Genomic DNA, 23,646 nt, shown 5'->3' with positions numbered 1-23,646 from the left:
AAATTTAGATAGGAGATACTATATGTCCATACAGATTTATAATAATAAGACATTTCTTTTAAGTACGGAACAAACATCCTATGTAGTCCAAATAGATGATAGTGGAATTCTGAGCCATTTATACTGGGGCAGGAAACTTCCTGATATAGAAGATTTCACGGGCAGGATACCTACACGGGATAATTCCTATCATGCCTCCATCGATAAGACCATGGAGGAATGCTCGTCCTTTGGAATGATGCGATACAAGGAAACCTCCATGAAAGTCCGTTATGCGGACGGTACCGGAGATTTCCGATATCGGGTAACAGGTTATCAGGCAGAGAAAGACTGCTTACGGATTACTTTGGAGGATGCTTTTTATCCCCTTAAGGTCACTTTGTATTATGAAGTATTTGAACAGGAGAATATAATTAAGAGATACCAAAAGGCTGAAAATCAGGGAGACACAGACATCTTATTAGAACGCTTTTATTCAGCAGAATACGGAATTCCGGGGACTTCTTATGAGGTGATTAATTTCAACGGAACCTGGGGAGCAGAATTTCGAAAATATTCAGATAAAGTCAACGCCGGGAAAAAAGTATTTGAAAGTTTAAGAGGTTCTACTGCACATGTGGCAAATCCCTGCTTTATCGTACATAACGGCGCCAGGGAATATGAAGGAGAAGTTTATTACGGTGTTCTTGAGTATTCCGGTAATTTTAAAATAGTTGCAGAAGCCACTCCTTATGAGTACTTAAATGTTTTAATTGGTGTCAGTGATACGGATTTTACCTGGATCTTAAAACCCGGAGAAAGTTTCGCAACACCAGCAGCTTATTGCGGATATTCCCACCAGGGCTTTTCTGATATGAGCCATACCCTTCATAGGTTCTGTTTAAAGGAACTGGTACCAGAAGCCTTTGCAGATAAGTCCCTTAAGGTTTTATATAATTCCTGGTATGCTACACTATTTGATGTAGAGTTTGAAGACCAGGTTAAATTAGCTAAGAGGGCAGCCGGTCTTGGTGCGGAATTATTCGTAATTGATGACGGCTGGTTTGGGGAACGGAATTCCGATACCAGTTCACTTGGGGACTGGCAGGTAAGCAAAAAGAAGTTTCCGGAGGGTCTTACACCCCTTATTGACGAGGTAAACCGCTTAAATATGGGATTTGGCCTCTGGCTTGAACCGGAAATGGTCAATGAAGACAGCAATCTGTATCGGGAGCATCCAGACTGGGTTTACCGGTTTCCCAACCGTCCGGTACTGAAAGGGAGAAATCAGTATGCCCTTAATTTAACCAAAGAAGAAGTGGTGCAGTTTATGATTGCTTCCATAGATAACCTGTTAACGGAATATAAAATCGACTATATAAAATGGGATATGAACCGGCCTGTTGCGGAAACCGGAGGTACAAGCGAAGTTTTTGGTGAAGGGAAAGAAGTATGGGTAAAACACACCCGGAATTTATACCGTGTTATAGAAGAATGCAGAAAAAGACATCCGGATGTTGAAGTTGAAGCATGTGCTTCCGGCGGAGGACGTGTGGATTACGGGGCTATGCGCTTTTTTGACGAATATTGGCCCAGTGATAATGTAGACCCCCTGGACCGCCTGGAAATCCAGGAAAGTTACAGTTATATCTATCCGGCAAAATATATGCGCGCCTGGGTAACGGATAGTCCGGATGGTTTCACTAAGAGAAAGGTACCAATTACTTTTGCGCTTCATACGGCTATGTGCGGAGCTTTGGGTATTGGTAATAACTTAAATACGTTAAGCCTCGCCGAGGCGGAGGAGATTAAAAAACAGGTAGCCATATATAAAAGAATCCGGGATATTATTCAGTTTGGCAGGCTTTACCGTTTAAAAAGTTTAACAAAAGATGAGTTTCATGCAGTCCAGTATCAGAAAGATGGACATAATATTATCTTTGCTTTTCTGATAAACGGCAGATATGGTAAAGAACAGTATCACTTAAAAGTGAAAGACCTGATACCTGACTGCCGCTACCGCGTCAGGATAAATGAATTAGAATATAGTAAATCGGGTGCTTATTTCATGTACTACGGTATCGATGTGACTTTAAAGGGTGACTATGACAGTCAGCTTATTGAACTAGATCGTATCTGACTATAAGGAGGTATCAGAAAACCGTTCCCTATAATCGGAAGGCTTCATTCCGACTACTTTCTTAAAAGAGGTGCAGAAATTACTTTCACTGGTAAAACCGCAGCTAAAGCAGATTTCCTTAACCGGATATCTGGAGGATTTCAGATAAAATTTAGCTGCGTTTATTCTGGCTGTAATAATATATTCATGTGGAGTAAAACCCGTTTCCTTTTTAAAAAGTCTGGTAAAGTAATAAGGACTTAAGGAAACTCTGGAAGCTAATTCATTGAGACTGATATTCCGGTTGATATTATCACAGATGAAGGCAATGGTTTCTTCAATGGTTTCGGAATGACTGTAACTTGGTCTGACTTCGCCCGCAAAGGTAATAAGGGCAGTCAGCAGATTGGTTATATATTGGGAGATTACCGCTTCACTAAGCAAAGTATTGGTTGAAAAGGAGGTATATATTTTGTTTAGTTTATTTTCAAAGGAATAGGTATCTTTTAAGGTAATCACATTGCCGGAGCGGGATACGATATAATCGCAGTATTCCCTGGAGGTATTACCGTAAAAGTGGATCCATAAAGTTTCCATATCGCCATGCGCTTTATAGGAATGGGGTTTATAGCAGTCTATGAGTACTGCCTGTCCGGCGGAGAAAGACATAGATTTACCGTCAATGGTAACGGAGCCCTGTCCCCTTTTAATGAACATGATTAAATAACTGTCATATTTATTCCTGGAAACCGCGTAATTGTTATCGCAATAATAATGACCGGTACACATCAGGCAGAAGAACATCTGCCTCGCCTGGGCACTGGCAGTATGAAAATAGATGGCGGATTCGGTTGACAATCCCATATCAATCGGTTTCATATAAGTTACCTCCTTTGGTTTTGATTCAATAAAAAGAACTAATTTTAAAACTTCAGAATGAAAAACGGAATTATAAAGCTATTATAAAACATTAGAAATAGCACGTCAACAGGGAAAGTGGACTGTAGATAGTAAAAAAGCCGGATTGGTATTAAGAGCAATTTTTAAAAACATTACAGCAAACCAGACTAATGCCAAAGAGAGTTTAGCATTGTATAATTCAATTACAGATAAAAAACCACCCGGAAGAGGTTAACCTGATTCCGGGAGTTATTTAGAATAAGGGAGGTATCAGCTTGAAAGAAGAATTTTATGGCGTTAAAGCCTGGGAGGAAGTCGTTACGATTCCTACTTACGAAATAGGAGAACCGGGTAAAAATCCGATATTTTCGGAAAAAAGGGTATACCAGGGCAGCTCCGGAAAAGTATATCCGTATCCGGTTATTGAGAAAATAAGTGATATCAAAAAGGATAAGGAATATCGCGCAGTATATCTGGAAAATCAGTATATTAAGGTTATGATCCTGCCGGAATTGGGCGGAAGGATTCAAAGAGCTTATGACAAAACCAATGATTATGATTTTGTATATTATAATCAGGTGGTAAAACCGGCGTTAGTGGGGCTTACCGGACCTTGGATATCAGGAGGAATTGAATTTAACTGGCCTCAGCATCACAGACCTACCACTTTTTTACCGGTGGATCATAAGATACAGGAGAACGAGGATGGCAGCAGGACGGTTTTGGTTGGTGACGTGGATCAGATGTACGGCACGAAGGGTATTGCAGCGTTTACCCTGTATCCGGATAAGGCGTTCATTGAAATCAAAGGACAATTGTATAACCGGACTCCATTTCCCCAAACCTTTCTCTGGTGGGCGAATCCGGCGGTAGCGGTAAATGAGTATACCCAGTCTATTTTTCCTCCGGATGTACACGCTGTTATGGATCATGGAAAAAGGGATGTATCTAAATTCCCGATAGCAACGGGAGTTTATTATAAAAAGGACTACAGCGACGGTGTCGATATATCCAGATATAAGAATATTCCGGTTCCTACCTCTTATATGGCGGAACGGTCCGAGTATGACTTCGTTGGAGGATACGACTACAGCAAAAGTGCCGGTATTCTTCATGTGGCAGACCACCATATCTCACCCGGCAAAAAGCAGTGGACCTGGGGCAGCGGGGATTTCGGAAAAGCCTGGGATCGGAATCTCACCGATGAAGACGGTCCTTATATTGAATTAATGACAGGAGTATATACGGATAACCAGCCGGATTTCTCTTGGTTAAAACCCTTTGAAGAAAAGACCTTTAAGCAGTATTTCATGCCCTATAAAACCGTTGGAGAAGTCAAGAATGCAACGATTCATGCAATGGTGAATATTAAATGCCGTGAACACAGTGTTTATTTATGTGTCTATGGAACTCAGGATTATGATAAAGCAAAAGTAGTATTAAAGCATAAAAATGAAATTGTAAATACTGATATGGTAAGGATATCTCCGGTTCATATTTATGAGAATACTATTCCGGTATCGTATATAGAGGAATCCGATTTGACGGTAGAGGTTTATGATACGGAGGAACAATTATTAGTGAGCTATTCGCCGGTTAAAAAGAAAATCGAAAAGCTTCCCAAACCGGCGGAACCGGCAAAAGATCCCTCCGATCTTAAGACCAATGAAGAATTATATTTTACAGGGCTTCATATTGAACAGTACAGACATGCTACCTATGAGCCGGATGATTATTATCTGGAAGGGCTGAAACGGGACGGGGGAGATGTACGGATTAATACTGCTTATGGTTCTCTTTTATTCCGAAGAGGGGCAATTACGGAAGCTGAAAGGTATTTTAGAAAAGCCATAGAACGTCTGACCTGGAAGAATCCGAACCCCTATAGCAGTGAAGCTTATTATTATCTAGGCCTGTCGCTGTTCTTTCAGGATAACATGTCGGAAGCTTTTGATGCCTTTTATAAAGCGGCCTGGTCCAATGAACAGCAGGAAATGTCCTTTTATTACCTGGCAGTCATCGCTGCAAGAAATAAAACGTATGCAGAGGCGTTGGAATTCATCGAGAAGGCCTTAATTAAAAACAGCCATAATATGAAAGCCAGAGGATTAAAAGCTATTATATTAAGGTACTTAGGACAAAGGGAAGAGGCCAGGAGCTTTATTGAGGAAAGCCTGAAAATTGACTGTTTTGATTATGTAAGTGGTTTTGAAAAGATACGGAATAAAGCAGCAGATGAGAAAGATTTAGCAACAGATGAGAATGAATTAACAGCAGATGAGAATGAATTAACAGCAGATGAAAAAGAACTAATTCAGCTTATGCGTGACTTTTCAGAGAATTTTATTCAGACAGCCAGAGACTACGGGGAAGTGGGCAGGTATGAAGAAGCAGTCGAAGTATTAAGGTTATGCCAGAAAGAAAATCCCCTGTTAAAATATTATGAAGCCTATTATCTGAGTAAAATGGGTGAGACGAAAAAAGCGTTCGAAGCCTTAACCCAGGCACAGAAGTTTAAGGACTTATATTGTTTTCCTAATAAATTAGAGGATATTCCGGTTCTTCAGTTTGCCATTGATAAGAACAAAGAGGATGGGAAAGCTCCTTATCTCCTTGGTAACTTATACTATGATAAGAAGCAGTATCAGACTGCTAAGAATCTGTGGGAATTAAGTGCCCGGATAGATCCTGCTTTTCCGGGAGTCTTCAGAAATCTTTCCCATGTGTACTTCAATAAGGACAGGGAACCCGCCAAAGCCAGAGAAGCCTTGGAGAAAGCCTTATCCCTTGATCAAAAAGATGACCGGATCTTATTTGAGCTTGACCAATTATATAAAAAGTTAAATCTACCGGCGGGTCAGAGGCTGGTATTATATGAAACTTATCCGGATACTTTTAAGAACAGGGATGATATGTATATCGAATATATCACTCTTTTAAATCAGACCGGCAGCTATAGACCGGCCCTTAAGCTTATGCTTAATCACAGGTTCCACCCTTGGGAAGGCGGAGAAGGTAAAGTAACTGCCCAGTATAAAACCTCACTTTTAGAAATCGCCAAAGAAGAGATGGAAAAAGGGGAATATGAAACCGCCATAAGCAATTTAGAAGCAGCTTTGGTTTATCCGGAAAACCTTGGGGAAGGGAAACTGGAGGGAACGAAGGATAACCATCTTAACTACTATTTAGGCTGTGCCTTAGAAGCAATTGGTAAAGCTGCGGCTGCGGAGGAATACTTTCAACTGGCTGCGGCAGGTAATGAGGAACCGGCAGGCATGATGTATTATAACGACCAGCCGGCAGATATGATTTTGTATCAGGGTCTTGCTTTAAGAAAGCTTGGAAAAACCACTGCTGCCAACGCCAGATTTTATAAATTAATTGACTATGGGGAACAGCATATGTTTGATAACGTACGGATCGATTATTTTGCGGTATCACTGCCTGATTTTATGATTTTTGAAGAGGACTGGAACAAAAGAAATGTGGTCCATTGTTATTATCTGATAGGACTTGGTAATCTGGGACTTGGTAATATCCTTAAGGCAAAAGAAGCGTTCGCAAAGGTTTTAGAGCTGGATAAAAACCACTTGAATTGTATTTTGTATCATAACCTTGCTGATCTTCATAATTAAAGTGGTGATTTATTATTCTCGCATCCAAATGATTCATTTAGAAAAAAGTATATAATCAAAAAGAAATACCGATATGTTGCTAGAACATACTTTTAAGTATTGGATTCCAACAGCATATCGGTCTATTTATTAGCTTAATAGTTCTTATTTAAGAATAAAATTATTATTGAAAGTCCTTCATATAATCACCATGCGCAGCGATTAACTCATCACACATGTTACGGATGTCTTCCATGTTTAATTCTGCGGCTGTATGAGGATCAAGCATGGCAGCACGGTAAATGTAATCACGGTCTTTGGTTACCGCCGCTTCAATGGTTAAAAGCTGAACATTGATGTTGGTCATATTCATAGCTGCACACTGTACCGGCAGTCTGCCTACATGACAGGGATTAACACCATTCTTATCGATCATACAGGGTACTTCCACACAGGCATCTGCGGGCAGGTTATCTATAAGTCCGGTATTTAAAACATTGCCTCCGATTTTATAAGGAATACCCGTTACAACAGCTTCCATGATGTAAGAAGCATATTCTTTGGAACGGTCATGGGTAATTTCGCCGTTATCCAGGATTCTTGACTTTTCTTCTTCCCAACCGGCAATCTGGTTAACACATCTGCGGGGATATTCATCCAAAGGTATGTTGTATTGTTCAATCATTTCCGGATATCTGGATTTAATAAACAAAGGGTTGTATTCTGCATTATGTTCACTGGATTCGGTGCAGTAGTAACCGAAATTTCTGATATATTCGTAACGTACCATATCATTGTGTTTTTCTTCTGCATTTTTCTTTGCCGCACGTCTTTTAATTTCAGGATATAAGTCATTGCCGTCTTTATCTTTTAATTCCAGCAGCCAGCCCATATGATTGATACCTGCAATCAATTCCTTACGGCCCTCCAGCTTATCCTCCATATCAAGAGCTTTTAATAAGTGTTCGGAACAAACCTGGACACTGTGGCAGAGACCTACGGTACGGATTTTGGTATAGCGCTGCATATATCCGGTTAGCATAGCCATTGGATTGGTATAATTTAAGAACAGCGTATCCGGGCAGACTTCCTCCATATCTCTAGCAAAATCAGCCATAACGGGAATGGTTCGGAGTGCCCTCATAATACCGCCGATTCCTAAGGTGTCTGCGATGGTCTGTTTTAAACCGAATTTTTTTGGGATTTCAAAATCCGTGATGGTGCAGGGGTCATAACCGCCTACCTGAATGGCATTTACAACAAAATCGGCATTCCTTAAGGCATCTTTACGGTTTGGTACATCCAGATAAGTTTTAATAACAGCTCGGCCCTGATTTACGTTTTTGTTGATTGCGTCCAGGATGATCTTGGATTCTTCCAGTCTCTTTGCATCAATATCATACAGTGCGATTTCACTTTCACAAAGGGAAGGCGTACACATGCAATCTCCCAGTACATTCCTTGCAAATACGGTACTTCCGGCGCCTAAAAAAGTTATTTTTATCATAATATTTCCTCCTGATTTCTTGTATTTCCTATATGCAGATTGTATAATAGGAGTCAGGGTTATGTCCTTTTAATTTGTTTCATTTTAATTGTCAATTTGTTGAATATTAAAAATAGACATAACGATAACTGCTTGAACCTAGAACATAACTAGTAATTTACGGGTTAATTGGGTATTCATTATGATGCATAACATAACAACTGTAAATTTAAGATGCGAAAAATTGTTTTAGAATATGTTTGATTCGAGTTTATAAGACATCCTAACGTGTATTCTATATATACGATGGTATATGTTTAATAGTATATATTAAAAACACAAAGTTGACCTTTCGACACTCGAAGCATATTTGGAGTCTGAAATAAATAATGAATTTAATCATAATAAGAAAAGGGAAAGAAATTCATGAAAACTACTAGAAAGCCAATCAACCTATATTACTGCGGCAGGGAGGAGTGTGACCCGGGACATTACTTTGGTCCGGCAGTCAGACCACATTATTTGATGCATTTTATCTTAAGGGGGAAGGGTTTTTATGAAGTAGGGGAGAAGCGGTATGAGCTTAAAATGGGGGAAGCGTTTTTAATAAGACCTCAGGAAATAACTTACTATGAAGCGGATCAAGAGGATCCCTGGGAATATGCCTGGGCAGCGTTTGAGGGGGAGGCAGCCGAAGATATGCTGCTGACCGCAGGAATCACCCCTGAAAATTTAGTATGTGAGATTATGAAATTGGAGGACTGCGGGAAATATTTAAAACTTATGGTAGAGAGATTTAATCACCCCGGTTATCATGAATATGAGCTTACCGGGTATTTATATTTGATTTTTTCCACCATAGCCAGAGTGGAAACAAGAAGGGAAGAGGCTGCGGAACAGGGATATTATGAAAAAGCCCTGTCTTATATCCGGCATAATTACTCCTACGATATCCGGGTCACGGACATCGCAAGATATGTGGGAATCGACAGAACTTATCTGTTTAAAATATTCAAAGAATATGAGAACAAATCCGTGAAACGATATCTGACGGAATACCGTATCCTCTCTGCTAAATATATGCTGTCAGATACCAGTTATAATATGACCGAAGTTGCATTGTCCTGCGGCTTTTATGATCTGCCTTCCTTTTGCAGGAATTTTAAAAACCTGGAGGGAATGACGCCTGTGCAGTACCGGTCGATTAGAAAAATGGATAAACAAGTTAATTAATAAAGCCAGTAAAATAAAAGTCGGCTTAGGACCCATTTTCTCGTTGTGTTTCCTTCATGAGCCGTCTATAGGTTACCGGGCTGACGCCTTTACGGTTATGGAATACTCTTACAAAGGTGCTGTAGGAGGAATAACCTACTTCATAGGTAATATCCGTTATGGACATTTTGGAGGAGGTCAGCAGGCTGCAGGCATTTTCAATTCGCAGGTCCATAAGGAAGGCATGAAAACTGATTCCAAGGCACTGTTTAAAGATGGTGCTTATGTAGGGTTCGCTCAGATAGAAGAGTTTGGACAGGCTTTTTAAGGTGATATTGGTATTCCAGTTTTTATAAACGTAATGGATAATAGACCAGGTATCATTTCCAACTGTTGATTGGAGGCTTTCACTTACCTTTGTAATTTGGACTCTGCGGTACCGGTCAATTAGTATAAATAATTCTATGATTTTCGCTTTTATCATGAAATTCTTCCATACCTTCTCATCTTTAAATTCTGTATGAAGTTCACTTAACAGCAGATATACTTTTTGGGCTGTCTCCGACTCAATATCATAAATGGTTCTGGTGTTAAAATCCTTATCAAATAAAAGTTTATTCATAACCAGCCCATATTCATCCTGGTCGAATAAGGTTTTGGTCGAAAGGCACAGATTATAAAGGAGGACTTTGGAGTTCTCCTTTATATGCATTTCATGGACCTGATACGGAAATATAACAGCAAAAGTACCGGGTTTCATCCGATGCTCCACCCCGTTGATTTTTTCCACACCCTCACCTTCGAATACATAATGAAGCTCTAGAAAGCTATGTCCATGAGGTTTCACATCATTTTTAATATCATGAATCGAAATGTCAAAGAAAAAATTGGTATTTTTTTCTGTAAGATATGCTGGGAACATGACCTGTCCTCTCTTCCTGTGAATTAATTCTATTATAATACAATCTGTGAATTAGTTCCATCCTATTTCTGACAAACTACTTTTCCTATAATTTTTCCCAGTTAAAAAAATGAGAGGTTTCCCATAAAAACTGCTATGATTTTTAGCTTTAAAATGTATACAATGCAGTTAATACAGATAGTTGAAGATGGTTTAACTAATACATAATGAGAAAGGAATTGTATCCATGGAAGGCAGCTTGTTTAACATACAGAGATTTTCAATACATGACGGACCAGGCATTAGAACGACAGTTTTCTTTAAAGGGTGTAATCTTAACTGCAAATGGTGTCATAATCCGGAATCCATAAAAAAGAAGAACCAGCTGGAGTTCTATCCTGAAAAATGCATTGGCTGCGGCGCCTGCTTCCAGGTATGTCTTTACGGTGCTCATTATCTGAACGGGGAAGGAGACCACAGGATAGACCGTTCAAAATGTACCGGCTGCCTCTTATGTACGAAGACCTGTTACGCAAATGCACTGATCGGGGTTGGACAGAAGGTTACAGTGCCCTATCTTTTAAAGTCCATATTGGAAGATAAACTGTATTATGAGAACTCTAACGGGGGAGTCACCTTTTCCGGAGGAGAGGTCATGCTCCAGCTTGAGTTTCTGATTGAAATTCTTACTAAGTGCCGTGATTTTGGAATCCATACCGCTGTGGATACGGCAGGTTGTGTACCCTGGAGTTATTTTGAGCAGATACTGCCCATGACGGATTTGTTTTTATACGACGTCAAAGCAGCAGATTCCAAACGCCATAAGCTGCTCACCGGAGTAGAGAATCACCTGATACTAGAGAATTTAAGACGGCTGTCTGAGGAAGGCAAAGACATCATTGTGAGAATTCCTTTCATACCGGGACAAAACGACGATCAGATATCAGAAATCGCTGAGCTTCTAAAACCCTTAAGGATAATAAAAGCAGAAGTAATGCCCTACCACAAGTTAGGTAACAGCAAATATGCCGCGCTTGGAATTGAGAACAAGCTGCTTCACACGGAAACACCAGCCGAGGAGATGGTTCAGGAGGCGGTTGAAATTTTGAGAAGCTATGGGATTAAGGCTGATAAAACGTGAGTTTTTCTTATATTTGGTTTTATTAAGTAATCAAGAGGTAAAATGCCTTTCGGTTCTTAAACTGTTAAGTTAATAAATTGATCAACAATAAAAAGCAAAAATTAAAGAATAATAAAAACATAAAAAATGAAAAAATATAAAAATGAAAAAATATAAAAATGAAAAAATATAAAAATGAAAAAGATGATAAATATAAAAAATGAAAAATATAAAAAAGTACAAAAAATATAAAAATTTATTAAAATTATAAGGAATTATAAAAAAATACAAGAAATCATAAGAAATAGTAAGTAATTATAACAAATAACAAAATAACAACAACAAAATAACAATTACAAAAACATAGGGGGATATCAGCCATGTTAAATACGGAGAAGGTAATCGTATCACCACTTTATGAGAAGAGGATCCATAACCTACATGAGGATAAGTTAAAAATCAATGAAGTGAAACGGAAAGAACTTGGACATTTGGATTTTGATGACTGGGGATTTGTACATTATCCGGATTTTACATTCGAAGCAAAACCCAATCATCCCTCCGGTATTGTCTGCGGACCCCTTGCGATCGGAGAACACTTAAGAAGATTCTTTCATGAAATACCAAAGTATATCAATCCAAACAGTGCACTGGCAGGTGCCTGGATTGGTCCTTTCAGTAATTATGTAAAGATTGAAATTGCACCAGAGGATCAGCCGGTGGAACTCTTTGATAGTTGGAAAAAGTATGACACAAGACCGGGGTTTGGTGGTATGAACCATTGCGCCGGAGATATGACCATTGGGTTAAAACTTGGCTGGGGAGGACTTTTAGAGAAAATACGGTATTACAGGGAACTTAATGCACCGGTGGATACCGGATTTTATGATGGGGAAGAACAGGTAGTGCTTGGCATGCAGGAGTGGATAAAAGCCCTTAGTCAGGAGGCAAAAGCACTGGCAGAGGCAGAAAATGATCCCTTAATCAAAATCAATTACCTTGCAATGGCGGACTGTAATACCTGGCTTATTGATAATCCGCCAAGGACCTTAAGAGAGGCCTGTCAGTTCCTTGCCCACTTTCAGACCCTGGACCGGACCTACTTTGTCGGAGGCGCCTTGGATCAGTTGGATGAGATACTAAGACCATATTATGAAAAAGATTCTAAGGACGGGATAATAACCGATGAAGAGGCTGTATGGTATATTGCCAGTCTTCTGTTTAATGATACTCATTATTCCCAGATAGCAGGGCTTACACCGGATGGAACAAAAGACATGACCAGCCGGATGTCATTTATCATACTGGATGCCATGCATCTGCTTCGTATTCCCAGCAATATCGCGTTAAGAGTCCATGACAAGGTCAACTCAGTGCTTTTAAGGCGTTCACTGGAATACACCATAGAAGACGGATCGGGTGTGGATTATTCCTGTAATATTGGCTGTGAGCAGGGCTTTTCAAAGAATGGCTATCCTTTGCAGTTAGCAAGGAAAAGAGCCAAAGTAGGCTGTAACTGGACCTGTATACCCGGAGAAGAATATCCCCTTCAGGATGTTACCAGGTGTAATCTGGGCTTTGCCCTGCATTATGCATTACAGGATATCAGGCAGGAGCCTTCACTTAATGCACTTTTTGACCGGTTCTGTTATCATACCAAAATCATAGTCGACAGCATCAAAGCCGGTTATGATAAGCATTACGAGGTAATGGGCAGGAATAAGCCGGAAATGGTTTATAACCTTTTTATGCACGGACCGATTGAACGGGGACTGAATTGCTCCGAAGGCGGAGTAGATATTTTAAACTTTAATATTGACGGAGTAGCCCTGGCAACCGTAGCAGATTCTTTTGCTGCAATCCAACAGCGCCTTGTCCTGGAAAAACGAATCACCTGGGAGAAACTCTATGAGGTTCTTGATACTAATTATGAAGGTGCTGAAAATATCCGTATTATGCTGAAAAATATCAAAAGACTTGGTTCACCGGATTCTCTTGCTGGTGAATGGGCAAAAAAGATAAGGGATTATTTTGTACAATGCTGTAAAGAAGAAGGTACACCAAAGTACCACCTGCCAATAATACCCGGCATGTTTTCCCACGGCACGATTCTTGAGTTAGGGTCAAAACTGCCGGCAACGCCTAACGGAAGAAAGTACGGGGAAGCCATATCCCATTCCAATGAGCCGGATCCAGGGTTTGCTATTGGGCTGCATACCTTTTCCCCCACCTTAAAAGCCAATGCCGTAGCCCAGTTGCAGCCAGGATTTGGAAATTCCGCACCCTTGCATCTGGATATCGATTTGGAACTTTTAAAACATGAAGGTGGAATTGATGCACTGATTGCATTAATCCATGCCCACAATCAGATGGGGGGTACTTTAATTAACTTAAACTGCCTGACGGAAAAGAAACTATTAGAGGCTCATGATGATCCTTCCAAACATCCGGATCTGATCGTGCGGGTAACCGGATATTCTGCCTTTTTCGCTTCCCTTTCCAAGGAGTATAGACAGCAGATTGTGGACCGGTTCTTATCGGCTTGATGTTACGAAACAACACGCAATATACTTAGGGACTACTTGCGGAAGTTTGTTCGAATCATTGTCACCGCACAGTATATTTGAAGACATTTAAACTTGTATGTTATTTAAAATTAACATATAGAAAAAGAATTGGAGGAGTAATTATGTTTAAAGTAGCATTAATAAGTAAATGGCACGTTCATGCACAGGGGTATGCAGAAATAATCAAATCATTTCCTGATGCAGAGATAACCTGTGTATGGGATGAAGAACCGGAACGGGGAAGAGAGTGGGCGATGTCTTTAGGAGTCCAGTTTGAAGAGGATATGGATAAACTCTTAGCCAGGGAAGATGTGGAGGGTATCTTAATCTGTTCTCCCACAAGTCTTCATACCGAAATTATGAAGAAAGCCGCACAGGCAGGCAAGCACATATTCACGGAAAAAGCCATGGCTCTTACTAAGAAGGAATGTGAAGAAATTACCGCCGAAGTTAAAAAAGCCGGAGTTAAGTTTGCAATATCCTTCCCGGCACGGACTACACCGACTAATCTTTATGCTAAAAGTGTAATTGATGCCGGCTTGGTAGGCAAAGTCAATTTACTTCGTATTCGGAATGGCCACGACGGTGCTCTTAATAACTGGCTGCCGGAGTATTGGTATGATGAAACAAAAGCCGGCGGCGGTGCTATGATGGATCTGGGCTGCCATCCCATGTACCTATCCAGCTGGATTTTAGGTAAACCGGTAAGGATATCTTCTATGTTCAGCCATTTCACAGAAAGGGCAGTTGAGGATAATTCCGTCTGCACCATTGAGTTTGAGAATCACGCGGTAGCGATTGTAGAAACCAGTCTTGTTACTTACAAAACCCCTTCTATGGTAGAAGTTTATGGTACCGAAGGAACTTTAATTATCTGTGATAATATGGTTAAACTGACCTCCAAGAAGATGGATGAGGAATTTAACGGCTGGGTAACCCCCTCAAAGCTCCCGGAAGCATTACCTCATCCGCTGCGTCAATGGGTGGATGGCGTGCTTTATAATAAACCGATTCTATTTGATGCAGAAGCCGGAACCAGGCTCACCGAGCTTTTGGAGGCTGCTTATATTGCCAATAAAGAAAAGAGGGAAGTGCAGATATGAGTAAAAAATTAAGAATAGGGATTATTGGAACCGGTGGTATTGCCGGTGCCCATATGGCTGCTTATAAAAAGTTTGAAGATGTGGAGATTGTGGGCGGTGCAGATATTGTACCCGGTAAAGCTAGAGAATTCTTAGATAAGTGGGAGTTGCCAAAAGCCCAGGCTTTTCAAAGTGCCAGAGAACTCCTTGAGAATGTGGAAATGGACGGCGTAAGTATATGTACTTACAATACTACCCATGCGGAATGTACCATTGCAGCCTTAGAAGCAGGTCTACATGTGCAGTGTGAAAAACCCATGTCCTTTACCTTACAGGAAGCGGTAGACATGGTGAAAGCCTCGAAAAAAGCCAATAAAATATTAACCATCGGTTTTCAGCCACGTTATGATATCGGACGGAAAAAAGTAGATGATATCATTGCCTCCGGAGCCCTTGGAAAGGTTTATTACATACAAAGCGGCGGCGGCAGAAGAAGAGGTATCCCGGGAGGAACCTTTGTTGAAGGAGAAAAAGCCGGTTTTGGCTGTCTTGGTGATATCGGCTGTTATTCCATCGATCAGTGCCTCCATGCGGTTAGTTATCCAAAGCCCTTAACGGTATCCGCTATGGCCTCGGATTATTTCGGAAAGAACCCAAAATACTTCTCAGGTGCGGATACCTTTAATGTAGATGATTTTTCTGTGGCATTTGTGCGTATGGAACATGATTTGACATTTATATTTAAGCAATCCTGGGCTATGCATGCCGATTCCCTGGGTGATACGTTATGGCTTGGTACCGAAGGCGGCATTAAGATTAAAAATGAGTTCGATTATGCGAATAAACCCTCCCGGGTTATGTATTTTACCGACGTAAACGGTCAGAATATCGACAGTTACGTGCTGCCCTCCCTGCCCTTTGACGCATACGAATCCCCGAAACAGGTAGATATCTTTGAGGCAAAGGTCCGCGATTTCTGCGATGCTATTATACAAGGCCGTCCATCACCAATCCCTGGGGAAGAAATTATATACAACCAGGCAATCTGCGATGGGATCTATCGTTCCAGTAAGTTAAAGAGAGAAGTGGAAATAGAGATTCCAAAACTGGATTAAAGGGAATAAAACCAATAAGCTAACGAATAAACGGTATAAATGGCAAGACATCTCATCGTAATAATTTTAATCGATAAATGGTGCATTTTTAGGTACTGTATTAAAAGCTTTTTTAAAGGCTCTGGAAAAGGTGGAATAATTCTTAAAGCCGCTTTCAAAACAGGCTTCAGTGATGGAACTTCCCTTTTGTACCAGACTCTTTGCAAGGAGCAGGCGTTTTTCGGTAATATAATTTCCGATGGTATAACCAGTGCCCTCCTTAAAAAAATGCATTAAGTAATAACGGTTAAGGTAAAATTTAGCCGCTAAATTGTCAATGGTCATATCTTCTATAAGGTGTTCATTGATATAATCCAGAATTTCAAGAAGTTTTGTATTGGCCATATCCGAATCCTGATAATTAATGCGGTTGGATATGGCCGTTCTGTTTAACTGGATCATAAATTCCAAAAATAAAATCTTCTGATATAATTCGTTGGCAAAATCATTATTATGGAGGGAGTGTTCCAGTTCCAGGCATACCTGATAGAGCTTACTCTTATCCATGGAATGGATTCTTAAAACATTGGAATGCTCTTTTTTAGCCCGTTCAAAACAGTAATTCAGATCATAATCCTTCTCCTTATAAGAGCGGATAAACTCAGGAGAAACATAGATAATAACCCGTTCGTAAGTAGATTCTTCTAGAAATGACGGCTTATGTATTTCACCGGCATTGACCAAAACGATGTCGTAGGGTTTCAGAAGATAATTTCTGCCTTCAATGGAATAGCTTATATTGCCACGCAAAAAAATCATGATCTTATTAAAGTCATGATAGTGAAAGTCAAATTCTTTCTTCTTATCATCTATATTATGAAATATCCTAAAATCATCATTTAAATAACCCAGTTTGTCAAAATCCTTCATATATAGCTCCTGTTTCTTTGGAGTAATCTGATTATTCAATATCTTAATTGCTGGAATGTTAGGTTGGTATATTATATCATAGTATTCTTATTGGTTTTACTTAAAAAGTTGTTTTTATCTTTTATCAATTTTAATTCTATTTTATCATCAGAAACAAAATCTTCATAGTCTTTTGGAAACAAATTTTTTGAACTATATTGGTCAAAGAAACTTTTTATATCTTAATCATTTATGAAATCATAATTAGGAACTATTTCTTTTAAGTCATCATCAAATGTAGCAAAATTAGCATTAGCTGGAGCTATTACTCTGCTAACATAAATTCCTTTTAAACACTTTCTGCACCAAATTTGTAGATATCCAATTTTTGTTTTCTCATCCCCGACATATATATACTCAATCCCATACTCTCCACAATTAGGACATTTTACTCGATGGTTATCTTTCGGGTGTGCTGTTATTTTAGGTATTATGCTTATCCAATCTTTATTCATTTGTTTCCTCTATTCATTAAATTATTATAATCCCACCAGCTTTTTTCTGAGTCAAATGCAGCCTTTTCAAATTTACCATCTGTATATTAAAAGTGTAATTTTAAATTATAATCCTCATAGTATTTCATCATCATCAAATAATTTATAAAGTTCCTCATTATCATAAATATCGACTTTTTGATTATTTACTGGTATACCATTGTGATCTAACACATGGCTCACTTGCTTACTGCTATCCGATACCATAATTGTTAACTCATCCATTCCCTCTAAAGTATTTTCTTCAAGGTATGAGCGAATCATCCATGTAACCTCATTTGTAATATGATTATTTTCATCCAGGTATACTGCCTTATTTATATCCTCTGGAATTAAACCATCAATGTTATACAATTTATGATATTCTTTTGCTATATGATAAGCTTCTTTAGCTGTTAATATTGTGTGTATTTTTATATTCTCAATTCTACAAAAATGATTCATACTATTGACCTCCTAATATGGCTCAATTTATTGATATACCATTCTGAAAGTGCCAATTCAGCCTCGTCAATTTCTGCTAATTACTTGACCAGTACTTATAATTAAATCCAGCTGCGACATTTGTAAGAAGTATTTTTCTTTTTATCAATAATAACTTTTTAGTATTCTGTTTTGCTTTGAAGGTTTATCCTTTATATGCTTTTCTTATAAATTAAATTCACTATCAATTGTATTTAAGGTTTTTCCAATCAAATCTTTTTCATTATAATTACCTGCATCCAATTGAATATCAAGAGCACTACCAGAGCCATCGCTTAGCTTCATCAAAGCAACTCCTTTAACGGTATATAGAAATGCTGTTTGTATTTTTATCGCTGACATCTTTTCTCCCTCAATTAACGGTTTTTTTATGATTAAATAAGCTGGTTAAAATTACATTAACTCCCTTTTAAGCCAAATTGCTTTAAAAGAAGCTTTTCTATATCGGCATGGATTCATCGATGGAGTAAAAGCTTCGTAAATGTATATGTAATTGTAGATGAACAGATGTGTCTCCAAACTACTATTCTCTAATAAGCTTTTTCTATTGAAATAATTTTACAATTATTAAAGTTTACATTAGGTATTCTATAACTTGATAAAATGCTTTGTATAATTTCTGGTAATTCTGAAATTTGTAATTCGTAAGACGGTGTACATATAAGTATATATCCGTCTGTAGAATCTTGCTCATTAGAAATATCAAAACAATATAAACCTTTTTGAGATATTTTTTTGCATTCTTGCAAATATTCTTTTCTTGGATATTTAGGCACTTCAAATATAACTTCTTCTACGATGCGAGGACTGAAGTTTTCAAAAAACTCACACACTACATCAAGTTTTTCTCTTGATTCACATATAAATTCAGGGACTATCTTACTTCCACCTGATGTAAATTGGGCGATTCTACCATTTTCATCAATACCATACCATTCAATATCTTCAAGTTCTAAGTCAATTTCAGTTATTCTCATTATTTTCTCCTTCTATCTACTTTAAGAAAAAGTCGCATCTATGGCTATTTTTTTATATGGCTTCAAGTCGCATACATGCAGCTATTTAAAAATCTGGGTGAAGAATATTTCCGCTCAATTCCTGCACTAAAACAGGGGTGAACCATGGGGGCGAAAATGATGCAGGTTAAAGGCAGGTGCACCTTACGGCGCTCCTGCCGGTTTCAGCAGCCGGCAATGCCGACTGCATAAGGATTTTTATCAAAACCTTTCTTTCTTATTAGGTGGTCATCAATAAATCAATAGTTACCTGCCAGGTGGTCGTAGTTACAATGAAACCAGATAAATTCAAGACTTTCTAATGTGTCTGTATGGTACACCGCATCAAAAATCATCAACTTATCCTTACTAATATTAATCATAAATATATGGAAGATATATTTCTCCGACTACACAGTCTAACATATCACTAATATTTTCTCCATTCTTTACTAGACAGCCATCAGTATAACTAAAAAATTTCCCTTCATTAGTCATCAATAAAATCATATTACCTCTAGCGATTTCACCGATTGGATAAAACTCATTTTCTTTTATTTCTGCAACTTCAGGAAATTCTTCTAATATTTTATTAAAAAACTCTTTTCTAATATTATTACCTAGTGCAGAAAAAGGATTAAAACTTACCGTTTCTATTGTGTTAAAAGGAGATCCTTTTTTAGGAAATTTGAACTCCAACATCCCATAATTCTCCAAAAACCTCTGCACAATATCAATCAATACAAATCCCCTTTGTTCATATATTTCTTTAATTTCTTTAATATTTATTTTTCTATCTAAAAACCATCCAGACTCTTCTAACCTCTTTAATGTAATATCATTCATATATTATTCTCCATTTGGCATAAGAAAACCATTAAATGTTATTTTGCAGTTATCACAAGGAGGAGCATATTCTCCCGTATTGACCGTTTTAGTATTTATGAAAATATTGTCTATATCCGCACCATTTTGTAATGCTTTATTTGTTGCATATACTTCTGCACAATTATCAACTGACCATGGTTCGTAGCTAGATTTCTCTCTATATGGATTGTTTAAATCATTTGCTGCAATATTCTTAGTATTATTAATCCGAGCCTGTAGACTTGGTTCAATAATATCCCCGTTCATATAATCGGGTTTTGATGGATTATATCCTTTCTTTCCAGAATATCCAAGATATATATCACCAGTATTCATATCAACAGCAGCACTAATTTTAGTAGAACTATATGCATCACCATTTGGTTTTTTAATATTTCCACTATTCATGTTGGATATCTCCATATCAAGTGCATCATTTGAGGTTTTTTCAGCCACTCCTTTCCAGTATTTTTCATAGCCCTCCAAATCTTTTGAAGACATTCCATTCCTAAAAGAACCATCGGTTCCACTTATATTACCCGAACCCTTAGCTAAATCACTAACCTTCTCAAGCCCCGATGCATCATTCCCTGCATTCGCATATACCTGCTTAATATTACTCTCTAAAGTTACAATACCATTCTTTTTACCATGATTCAAGTCAGAAAAATCCATGGAGCCTTTATTTTTTAACCAACTTCCATCCATTTTTCTTAAACAGCTTTGCAACACCTACCCCTATTTCCGCAAAACCAACGACATCGCAGAATATCTCGGTAACATCGATTGCATTTGCGCTTAAATTCGTTATGGTATTGAAGGTACCATTATCAAAGTTAGTCTGTCGCAAGACATCCGATAGCTTGTCCTGCTTTCCATAGACTAATGCCCAGGATATTTCGCAAACAGATGAAAAAACGAGATAATGGGAGAAAATGGAAGAAATACGTAATACAAGCTCTTGCAATTAGGAAATTATGTAAACCAATTAGCTATCAGTGGTTTGCATATTGATTTAATTGAGAGTATAACGAGTGTATAAATTGTGGGAGTTTAAATAATATTTTAGGAGGTTATGCTATGGGAAATTTTTTTAAGGATTTAAAGGACAATCTAATCGGACAGTACAATACCTGTCCCGCTTACAAGTATCTATGTGACAGCCAGGGGTTTGACCCATGTGTACATCTGAATACGCCGGTGGATTTACAAGAGGCGCCGTTTATTGCAACAACTTTGTTTAAAAAGTCAGCCCAAATGTATACTAGCTTGTTACGGGTACCCCTTGAGGCGGTTGACAAATGGACAGTGTCCAGCAGTACCAGCGGTGACCCCAGTATTGTGGGGAGACAGGTTTGTGATATTATGCAGATGCAGAGATTTAACGAGCTTAACAAGGATGTATACTGCCCCAATACAGAGCAGGATTTGGTATTTTATCCAAGACCGGAAGTAATGAAAAAATATAGAAGTGAGGTTATCTATGGAAAAGAGACCGAATCCTATATGGGTAATCTTTTAGACTCTTTTCACTTTAAAGAGAACACGGTATTTGTGATTAAACCGGAGGGAGATAACCTGACGGTAGATATGGAGGAGTTTATCAGGTTTTTAATGGTACACGATGGATTTGACCACCATTTATCCATTCGGGGTTCAACCCCTTTACTTTATAGCGCAGTCAGCAAGTTAAAGGAAACTATGAATCCTTTTTGTCTGGGAAAGCACGTATTGGTACATACAGGCGGTGGAGGCTGGGATGGCAAGAAAGGAACTGTAAGCATTGGAACCAATATCAGAAAGCAGGAGTTTGTTGAATGCATATCAGATTTTCTTGGCATACCGGAAGAGAATTTCATTGATTCCTACTCCTTTACGGAAAACTGTTTTCCACTTACTGGCCGTTATTCCAAGGAATATAAAGACTTTTTATTTCAGATTCCAAGCTGGGGAAAAGTTGTAATCCGCGATACCAGGACGTTAAAACCGTTACAGAATAGAGGAGAACAGGGCTTTATCCAAATGATGAATGCATACGGAACGGCTACCTTTGCCGGAGCCTCCATTTTAGTGGACGATATTGGAGAAATTGTTTCCGATCAGGAATACCCGGACGGCAGCAGGCGGCTTACCGCCATGCGGATTATCGGAAGAGTAAAAGGTGCGGAAGCAAAAGGCTGCGGTGCTACTCTGAATGTGGATAAGAAGGAATGAAGGAGGATAGTGTGAAATCAAAAGACATTTCACACCCTGATTTGAGGCAGTGCCACATCTGCGAGCAGATGCGGCATGCAATGGGAGCTAGTGTGAAATAAAAGACATTTCACACCCGCAAGTTTGTGCTTGCGCACCACAAACTTGGTATGCGCAAAGAGCGTGCGCAAGAATAGAGGATAAAACTATGAAAATCGAATATACTTGTGGAAATACAGCTCTATCTAGAAATATTAATGACTTAGAACTTGAACTCATTAGTTCCGATGAGAATGAGATTTTAGCAGAAATAGAAAGGCTTCACGCAAATAAAGCGAAAACTCATGAAATTCCTTTACAGAATACCTTGGATTTACTGGATCAATGCGGCAGGTTATGGTTAGACCGGGATTATTCCAGAAAGCATGTGGAGATTCTGTCACATATTTTAAATCAGAGCCAGGAACTGGTTACTTACGAACTTGAGAATTCCATGCAAATGCTATTAAAGGAGAATCTGGTAAATCTGGTAAAAGAGGAACTGGGCTTTGGTGAAATATTGGATAACTGGGTCAGGACAAGCTATGGGGAAGTACACAGGCAGCCAAGGGGAGTATTGTTTCATAATATATCCGGCAATGCGTTTGTTGTAATTCCTACCAGCATATCCATGGGGTTACTGTCAAAGAATTGTAATTTAGTTAAAGTATCTGCCGATGAACCGTATTTTGCCTATGCTTTTTATAACAGTCTGTGTGAAATTGACCCAGAGGTAAAGAAACGTTTATCTGTGTTGTATTTTAGAAGTGATAACACGAAAATATATGACACCATTGTGAAAAATACAGACAGTGTGGTTCATTGGGGCGGCGAATACTCCGGCAGGATTATGGCAAGGTTATGCGCTAAATATGACCGTCATCTGATTCTGCATGGGGCAAAAATCAGTTTTGAAGTAATTGACCGGACAGAGGACATTAAAACCACGGCAGAAGCCATTGCAAAGGATATGGTCTGCTGGGAGCAAAAGGCATGCTTATCTCCAAGAATTATATTTGTCAATGCCCAAAATGATATGGAATTACTTGCAAAATCCATGGGAGAAGCCTTGGAAAACTATACGAAGACACTGCCAAAGGCATATTTAAATCCCTGGACTTCCATAAAAGGAATTCAGGACAGGCAGTATTGTCTTCTAAAATACGGGGTAAAGGAAAAACAGGAGGTGAAATTATATTCTTCTTACAATGCCGACTATACCATTATTTTAAATAGTAAAATGCCGGATAAGGAGGATATTGACCGGTGCTTTAACCGCTTTATCTTTGTATGCCCCTATGAAAGTACGGAAGAAGTACTAGCCTATGTAGAAAAAAATCTGAAAGCATATTTGCAGACCATGGGATACCGCGGAGAAGATGAGAGCTTTATAGAAAAGATGACGTTACTGGGTGTCAGTATCGTGACAAAACCCGGTGAGATGACGCTGCATTATCCCGGCACTTCCCATGATGGTATACATAATCTAAGTGAGATGACTTATGTGGTCAGCAGGCAGATTTAAGAATATT

The 23,646-nt window shown here is 38.8% G+C and carries 19 protein-coding genes; 9 read left to right on the top strand and 10 right to left on the bottom strand.

All coding sequences use genetic code 11. The features are described from left to right. Nucleotides 1–22 precede the first annotated feature (22 nt). Nucleotides 23–2,119 (top strand): alpha-galactosidase, encoded by a 2,097-nt coding sequence (locus QA584_RS22145; RefSeq protein WP_278271281.1) that lies wholly within the window; start codon nucleotides 23–25, stop codon nucleotides 2,117–2,119. Here the strand turns inward: QA584_RS22145 and QA584_RS22140 are convergent, their stop codons facing one another. Next, complete coding sequence (locus QA584_RS22140) at nucleotides 2,120–2,977, bottom strand: AraC family transcriptional regulator (protein WP_278271280.1); 858 nt, start codon at nucleotides 2,975–2,977, stop codon at nucleotides 2,120–2,122. Nucleotides 2,978–3,273: 296 nt separating this feature from the next. Here QA584_RS22140 and QA584_RS22135 point away from each other — a divergent pair, with 296 nt between their 5' ends. Beyond that, nucleotides 3,274–6,633 (top strand): DUF5107 domain-containing protein, encoded by a 3,360-nt coding sequence (locus QA584_RS22135; RefSeq protein WP_278271279.1) that lies wholly within the window; start codon nucleotides 3,274–3,276, stop codon nucleotides 6,631–6,633. 163 nt (nucleotides 6,634–6,796) lie between these two features. Here the strand turns inward: QA584_RS22135 and QA584_RS22130 are convergent, their stop codons facing one another. Then, nucleotides 6,797–8,119, bottom strand: coding sequence for an alpha-glucosidase/alpha-galactosidase (locus QA584_RS22130; protein ID WP_278271278.1), 1,323 nt, complete (start codon nucleotides 8,117–8,119; stop codon nucleotides 6,797–6,799). A gap of 405 nt (nucleotides 8,120–8,524) precedes the next feature. Here QA584_RS22130 and QA584_RS22125 point away from each other — a divergent pair, with 405 nt between their 5' ends. Beyond that, a complete protein-coding gene (locus QA584_RS22125) occupies nucleotides 8,525–9,331 on the top strand; it encodes an AraC family transcriptional regulator (protein WP_278271277.1) in 807 nt (268 codons plus the stop codon). A gap of 25 nt (nucleotides 9,332–9,356) precedes the next feature. Here QA584_RS22125 and QA584_RS22120 read toward each other — a convergent pair whose 3' ends face one another. Beyond that, on the bottom strand, nucleotides 9,357–10,232 hold the full coding sequence (locus QA584_RS22120; protein WP_278271276.1) for an AraC family transcriptional regulator: 876 nt from the start codon (nucleotides 10,230–10,232) through the stop codon (nucleotides 9,357–9,359). Nucleotides 10,233–10,458: 226 nt separating this feature from the next. On the opposite strand from QA584_RS22120, the gene QA584_RS22115 reads away from it, so the two are divergent. The 4 genes from QA584_RS22115 to QA584_RS22100 all read left to right on the top strand — a co-directional run bounded on the left by QA584_RS22115 (nucleotide 10,459) and on the right by QA584_RS22100 (nucleotide 16,095). Next, nucleotides 10,459–11,352, top strand: coding sequence for a glycyl-radical enzyme activating protein (locus QA584_RS22115; protein WP_278271275.1), 894 nt, complete (start codon nucleotides 10,459–10,461; stop codon nucleotides 11,350–11,352). Nucleotides 11,353–11,711: 359 nt separating this feature from the next. Continuing rightward, nucleotides 11,712–13,877: a pyruvate formate lyase family protein gene (locus tag QA584_RS22110; protein WP_278271274.1), complete on the top strand. Its 2,166-nt coding sequence runs from the start codon at nucleotides 11,712–11,714 to the stop codon at nucleotides 13,875–13,877. 143 nt (nucleotides 13,878–14,020) lie between these two features. Further along, nucleotides 14,021–15,001, top strand: a complete 981-nt coding sequence (locus QA584_RS22105) for a Gfo/Idh/MocA family protein (RefSeq protein WP_278271273.1) — start codon at nucleotides 14,021–14,023, stop codon at nucleotides 14,999–15,001. Beyond that, nucleotides 14,998–16,095 (top strand): Gfo/Idh/MocA family protein, encoded by a 1,098-nt coding sequence (locus tag QA584_RS22100; RefSeq protein ID WP_278271272.1) that lies wholly within the window; start codon nucleotides 14,998–15,000, stop codon nucleotides 16,093–16,095. The genes QA584_RS22105 and QA584_RS22100 overlap by 4 nt, the downstream gene beginning before the upstream one ends. 66 nt (nucleotides 16,096–16,161) lie before the next feature. Here the strand turns inward: QA584_RS22100 and QA584_RS22095 are convergent, their stop codons facing one another. From QA584_RS22095 to QA584_RS22065, 7 genes are all read right to left on the bottom strand, one after another. Next, on the bottom strand, nucleotides 16,162–17,004 hold the full coding sequence (locus QA584_RS22095; RefSeq protein WP_278271271.1) for an AraC family transcriptional regulator: 843 nt from the start codon (nucleotides 17,002–17,004) through the stop codon (nucleotides 16,162–16,164). Nucleotides 17,005–17,225: 221 nt separating this feature from the next. Further along, nucleotides 17,226–17,498 (bottom strand): hypothetical protein, encoded by a 273-nt coding sequence (locus tag QA584_RS22090; protein WP_278271270.1) that lies wholly within the window; start codon nucleotides 17,496–17,498, stop codon nucleotides 17,226–17,228. 114 nt (nucleotides 17,499–17,612) lie between these two features. Beyond that, complete coding sequence (locus QA584_RS22085) at nucleotides 17,613–17,981, bottom strand: hypothetical protein (protein ID WP_278271269.1); 369 nt, start codon at nucleotides 17,979–17,981, stop codon at nucleotides 17,613–17,615. Between the two features lie 204 nt (nucleotides 17,982–18,185). Then, nucleotides 18,186–18,362 carry a hypothetical protein gene (locus QA584_RS22080; protein ID WP_278271268.1) on the bottom strand — a complete coding sequence of 59 codons (177 nt, stop codon included), beginning with the start codon at nucleotides 18,360–18,362 and terminating at the stop codon, nucleotides 18,186–18,188. A 188-nt stretch (nucleotides 18,363–18,550) separates the two neighbouring features. Beyond that, the gene (locus tag QA584_RS22075) at nucleotides 18,551–18,997 is read right to left on the bottom strand and encodes a hypothetical protein (protein WP_278271267.1); all 447 of its coding nucleotides are present in this window, start codon (nucleotides 18,995–18,997) and stop codon (nucleotides 18,551–18,553) included. Between the two features lie 393 nt (nucleotides 18,998–19,390). Further along, a complete protein-coding gene (locus QA584_RS22070) occupies nucleotides 19,391–19,861 on the bottom strand; it encodes an SUKH-3 domain-containing protein (RefSeq protein WP_278271266.1) in 471 nt (156 codons plus the stop codon). Nucleotides 19,862–19,864: 3 nt separating this feature from the next. Continuing rightward, nucleotides 19,865–20,590 (bottom strand): hypothetical protein, encoded by a 726-nt coding sequence (locus tag QA584_RS22065; RefSeq protein WP_278271265.1) that lies wholly within the window; start codon nucleotides 20,588–20,590, stop codon nucleotides 19,865–19,867. A gap of 372 nt (nucleotides 20,591–20,962) precedes the next feature. On the opposite strand from QA584_RS22065, the gene QA584_RS22060 reads away from it, so the two are divergent. Together QA584_RS22060 and QA584_RS22055 are read left to right on the top strand one after the other, a co-directional pair. Further along, entirely contained in the window at nucleotides 20,963–22,096 is a 1,134-nt protein-coding gene (locus QA584_RS22060; RefSeq protein ID WP_278271264.1) for a LuxE/PaaK family acyltransferase, read from the top strand. A gap of 187 nt (nucleotides 22,097–22,283) precedes the next feature. After that, nucleotides 22,284–23,639, top strand: coding sequence for an acyl-CoA reductase (locus QA584_RS22055; protein WP_278271263.1), 1,356 nt, complete (start codon nucleotides 22,284–22,286; stop codon nucleotides 23,637–23,639). Nucleotides 23,640–23,646 lie beyond the last annotated feature (7 nt).

It is taken from the genome of Anaerocolumna sp. AGMB13025 (genome assembly GCF_029689925.1).
Classification (GTDB): domain Bacteria; phylum Bacillota; class Clostridia; order Lachnospirales; family Lachnospiraceae; genus Anaerocolumna.
This window is presented reverse-complemented; position numbering and strand designations above follow the sequence as displayed.